Source organism: uncultured Acinetobacter sp. (genome assembly GCF_947624825.1).
Classification (GTDB): domain Bacteria; phylum Pseudomonadota; class Gammaproteobacteria; order Pseudomonadales; family Moraxellaceae; genus Acinetobacter.
Window position 1 is genome coordinate 1 of sequence record NZ_CANQLZ010000094.1, and the last position, 5,515, is coordinate 5,515.

The 5,515-nt window shown below is 42.6% G+C and carries 2 protein-coding genes; one reads left to right on the forward strand and one right to left on the reverse strand.

From position 1 onward, the window contains the following. Positions 1-46 precede the first annotated feature (46 nt). The gene (locus Q0017_RS13105; RefSeq protein ID WP_298147687.1) at positions 47-1,672 is read right to left on the reverse strand and encodes an inorganic phosphate transporter; all 1,626 of its coding nucleotides are present in this window, start codon (positions 1,670-1,672) and stop codon (positions 47-49) included. Between the two features lie 372 nt (positions 1,673-2,044). Here Q0017_RS13105 and metH point away from each other — a divergent pair. Further along, positions 2,045-5,515: methionine synthase (gene metH, locus Q0017_RS13110; protein WP_298147690.1), on the forward strand; the 3,471-nt coding region annotated here is incomplete at its 3' end.

The window sequence follows — 5,515 nt, forward strand, 5'->3', positions numbered from 1 at the left end:
TGGTCTAAGAATGAATTTAATTGCTGGAATGGTGAATTGGATGCTCTTAAATTAACTTTCGCAAGAGATCTAATAACCAATACAACACCCCTGACAAACAGATGGTGGCAGGTAAAGTAAAGATCCAAGCCGATAAAATGGTCTTTACGGTATTAAAGTTTAAACCCGATTTGTTGGCGACCATGGTTCCAGCAACAGCCGAGTTCAACACATGTGTAGTGGATACAGGCATACCAAGACCATCTGCTGCTGCAATGGTAGACATTGCGACAAGTTCAGCCGACATCCCTTGACCATAAGTCATATGGTTTTTACCAATACGCTCACCTACAGTGACCACAATACGCTTCCAACCGACCATGGTGCCTAAACCAAGTGCCAATGCAACTGCAACTTTGACCCATGTTGGGATGTATTGTAAAAATGAATCCAAATGATCACGGTAAGCATCTACTGTTTTTGTCTGCACGGCGCTCATGCTCGGTAAGGCCTCGGCTTTATCAAGGCGCTTAAAGGCTGTGCTGCTTAAATACATATCATTACGAAATTCAGACACTTGTGCTTCGGGTACATCTTTTAAGTTTTGGTAGCTCCCAACTTTTTCACCTAAATGCTCGGTGAGATTGGCCAAAGCGGGCACCACCTGTGGCGTTAATTGCTTGGTTTGCACATAATGGGTAATAATCGCACGTGCTTTTTGATCAGAAATGTCTTGATGATGTGGAGCAATCAAATGAGCCGTTTGTGCCGATAGCTCAGCAAAAGATTGCATATGCGCGCTATCGACATTTTTATTTAAAGAATAAGCCAGCGGTACACAACCAATCAAAATCAGCATGATTAACCCCATACCTTTTTGACCATCGTTAGAGCCGTGCGCAAAACTCACCCCTGTGCAGGTAAAAATCAAAATGGCACGAATAATCGGTGGTGGTGGCTTATTGCCCACAGGCGGTTGAAACAGCTCCATTTGGTTTTTAAATATTTTTTTCACCAATAAGAACAAAACCGCAGCAAACGCAAAACCAATTAAAGGTGAAAATAGCAAGGCCTTACCCACCTTCATCACCTGATCCATATCTACACCCGATGCACCACTGCTTGCATGCAAGATGTAGTTCATAATGCCCACCCCTAAAATCGAACCGATTAAAGTATGTGAACTCGATGCCGGAATGCCCAAAAACCATGTGCCTAAGTTCCATATAATGGCAGCAATGAGCATGGCAAACACCATAGCAAAGCCGGCGCCTGAACCGACATTCATAATCAGTTCAACGGGCAATAAAGCGATAATCCCGTATGCTACAGCGCCACTGGCCACCATCACACCAAGGAAATTACAAAAGCCTGCCCACATCACCGCAACCGGTGCCGGCAAGGCATTGGTATAAATCACGGTGGCGACCGCATTGGCAGTATCGTGAAAACCATTTACAAACTCAAAGCCCAATGCAATAAACAAAGCACTAGCGAGCAACACTACGCTATATAACCCAAGTGCAGGCACATGCGCTAAATCAAGGGAAAGTTGAAAACCAATATAAATCAGCGTCGATACAATCAGGGTCAAAAACACCGGCATAAAAAATTTTGGTGTTGGTACATGAACATTGGTCGACTGATCAGCTGCGTGTGGAGCTGATTGTGTGGAATTTGGGGTAGAATTCATGCAATTGGCATAGAGGACAAAATTATCCTCATATTTTTTCAGTTGAATTATAATAATTATATGATAAATCGATGTTAAAAGTTGGCTGTTTTTTAAATCCAATTAAATGATTTTATCGTGATATGCGATTTAATTAAACAATATTGTTAATTTATGGCCATAGTATGCAATACAAAATATTCTTTATGACTAAAATTTTAACGTGAATCTCATTTTTGGTCAGTACTTATACAGCGCCATTAACATGAAAAAAATTCATCTATTTGTCTTTTCTGTATAGCAATTCAACTACTTAGTTTGAATACTCCTCAACTGGTCATGAATTCTGCTAATATAGCTGCGATTTTCTATTCCACCGGATTGGGGTTTTGTATGTCCACACTCGCCACTTTAAAAGAGCTTCTTGCCAAGCGCATCCTGATTATTGATGGTGCAATGGGCACCATGATTCAACGCCACAAACTCGAAGAAGCTGATTACCGTGGTGAACGCTTCGCCGATTGGGCATCTGACTTAAAAGGCAACAATGACCTTTTGGTGCTCACTCAACCCCACATTATTCAAGGGATTCATGAAGCTTACCTTGAAGCCGGTGCAGATATTATTGAAACCAATACCTTTAACGGTACGCGTGTTTCAATGTCGGATTACCATATGGAAGATTTGGTTCCTGAAATTAATATTGCAGCAGCACGTCTTGCTAAAGAAGCCTGTGCCAAATATTCAACCCCTGAAAAACCACGTTTTGTGGCAGGTGTGATTGGTCCGACATCACGTACCACGTCTATTTCACCAAAAGTAAACGACCCTGCGTTTCGTAACATTACTTTTGATGCGCTTAAAGTCGACTATATGGAATCGACCAAAGCATTGATTGAAGGTGGTGCGGACATCATCTTAATTGAAACCGTATTTGATACTTTAAATGCTAAAGCTGCGATTTTTGCAGTCAAAGAAGTGTTTAAAGAAATTGGTTATGAATTGCCAATTATGATTTCAGGCACCATTACTGATGCCTCAGGTCGTACATTGACAGGTCAAACCGCAGAAGCATTCTGGAACTCAATGCGTCATGCAGAGCCATTATCTATTGGTTTTAACTGTGCTCTTGGTGCAGATGCCATGCGTCCACACGTCAAAACCATCTCTGACGTGGCGGATACTTTTGTTTCTGCACATCCAAACGCAGGTTTACCAAATGCCTTTGGTGGTTATGATGAAACCCCTGAAGAAACTGCGGCATTCATCAAAGAATTCGCTGAAAGCGGTTTAATTAATATTACCGGTGGTTGTTGTGGTACCACGCCCGATCACATCCGTGCGATTGCACAAGCGGTTGCAGGTATTACCCCGCGTCAAATTCCTGAAATTGAACCTGCATGTCGTTTAAGTGGTTTAGAGCCATTTAACATCACCAAAGATTCATTGTTCGTGAACGTTGGTGAACGTACCAACGTGACCGGTTCTAAAAAATTCCTACGTTTAATTAAAGAAGAAAACTTTACAGAAGCGCTAGACGTTGCGCGTCAACAAGTTGAAGCCGGTGCGCAAATCATTGACATCAACATGGATGAAGGCATGCTCGATTCACAAGGTGCAATGGTGCACTTCTTGAATCTGATTGCCTCTGAACCTGATATTTCACGTGTGCCAATCATGCTCGATTCTTCTAAATGGGAGATTATTGAAGCAGGTTTAAAATGCGTACAAGGTAAAGCGGTTGTTAACTCAATCTCGTTAAAAGAAGGTTATGACGAGTTTGTAGAACGTGCACGCCTGTGCCGTCAATACGGTGCAGCGGTTATTGTCATGGCATTTGATGAAAATGGTCAGGCAGATACAGCTCAGCGTAAAAAAGAAATCTGTAAGCGTTCTTATGACGTGCTTGTCAATGAAGTTGGCTTCCCTTCTGAAGATATTATCTTTGACCCGAACGTATTTGCGGTAGCAACAGGTATCGAAGAACACAACAACTATGGCGTGGACTTTATTGAAGCAACAGGTTGGATTAAACAGAATCTACCAAATGCGATGATTTCAGGTGGTATTTCAAACGTATCGTTCTCATTCCGTGGTAACGAACCTGTCCGTGAAGCGATCCATGCGGTGTTCTTATACCACGGCATTCAACAAGGCTTAACCATGGGGATCGTAAACGCAGGTCAGCTTGCGATTTATGATGACATCGACAAAGATTTAAAAGAAGCGGTTGAAGATGTGGTGATGAACCGCAACCAAGGGATTAGCGGTCAAGATGCGACTGAAAAACTCCTTGCTGTAGCTGAAAAATACCGTGGTCAAGCGGGCGCACAAAAAGCTGAAGAAAACCTTGAATGGCGTAATGAGAGCGTTGAAAAACGTCTTGAATATGCATTGGTCAAAGGTATTACCACATACATTGATGAAGATACGGAAGAAGCACGTTTAAATTCGACTCGTCCGCTAGATGTGATCGAAGGCCCGTTAATGGCAGGTATGAACGTGGTTGGCGACCTGTTCGGTGCCGGTAAAATGTTCTTACCTCAAGTGGTGAAATCTGCTCGTGTAATGAAACAAGCGGTTGCTTGGCTCAACCCGTTCATTGAAGCTGAAAAAACCGTTGGTCAGTCTAAAGGTAAAATCTTACTTGCAACGGTAAAAGGCGACGTACACGACATCGGTAAAAATATCGTTGGCGTAGTGCTTGGTTGTAACGGTTATGACATCGTTGACCTTGGCGTGATGGTGCCATGTGAGAAAATTCTGCAAACTGCGATTGATGAGAAAGTCGACATCATCGGTTTATCAGGTTTGATTACACCATCTTTGGATGAAATGGTTTTTGTTGCCAAAGAAATGCAACGTAAAGGCTTTAACATTCCCTTGATGATTGGTGGTGCAACGACATCTAAAGCACATACTGCGGTAAAAATTTCACCGCAATATCAAAATGATGGTGTTTATTACACCGCCGATGCTTCACGTGCGGTGGGTGTTGCCACACAATTATTATCTGCTGAAATGAAGCCAAAACTGGCAGAAGACTATGCAGCGGATTATGAAAAAATCCGTATTCGTTTAGCCAACAAGCAACCGAAAGCAGCCAAGTTATCTTATGCGGAATCTGTAGAAAATAACTTCAAAGTTGATTTTGACAAGAATGCCCCTGTAAAGCCGAACTTTATTGGTTCACAAACATTCACCAATTATTCTTTAGAAACTTTGGTGGAATACTTTGACTGGACACCATTCTTTATTTCTTGGAGCTTGGCGGGCAAATACCCGAAAATCCTTGAAGATGAAGTGGTGGGTGAAGCCGCGCGTGATTTGTTTGAACAAGCACAAGCGATGCTCAAAGACATCATCGACAATAAACGCTTTGATGCCCGTGCAACATTTAGCATTTACCCTGCCAACCGTGTAGCAGCAGATACTGTTGCCGTGACGGATGAAAATGGCAATGTCACACATACCTTTGAGCATCTTCGTCAGCAGTCTGACAAAGTGACAGGTAAAGCCAACTTCTCATTGGCTGACTTCGTTGCACCAAAAGATGTAGCTCAAGATTACTTAGGTGGTTTTACCGTTTCAATCTTTGGTGCAGAAGAACTTTCGCAAGAATACAAAGCCAAAGGCGATGACTATAACGCGATTATGGTTCAAGCCTTGGGCGACCGTTTTGCAGAAGCATTTGCGGAGCATTTACACGAACGTGTTCGTAAAGAGTTCTGGGGCTATCAAGCGGATGAACAATTGTCGAATGAAGATTTGATTAAAGAGAAGTATGTGGGTATTCGTCCTGCACCGGGCTACCCTGCTTGTCCTGAACATTCTGAAAAAGCGCCATTGTTTGACTGGTTAGGT

Bases quoted from the DNA above. Each gene is read 5' to 3' on its own strand.
- Q0017_RS13105 (WP_298147687.1), bottom strand. From the start codon at position 1,672: ATGAATTCTACCCCAAATTCCACACAATCAGCTCCACACGCAGCTGAT.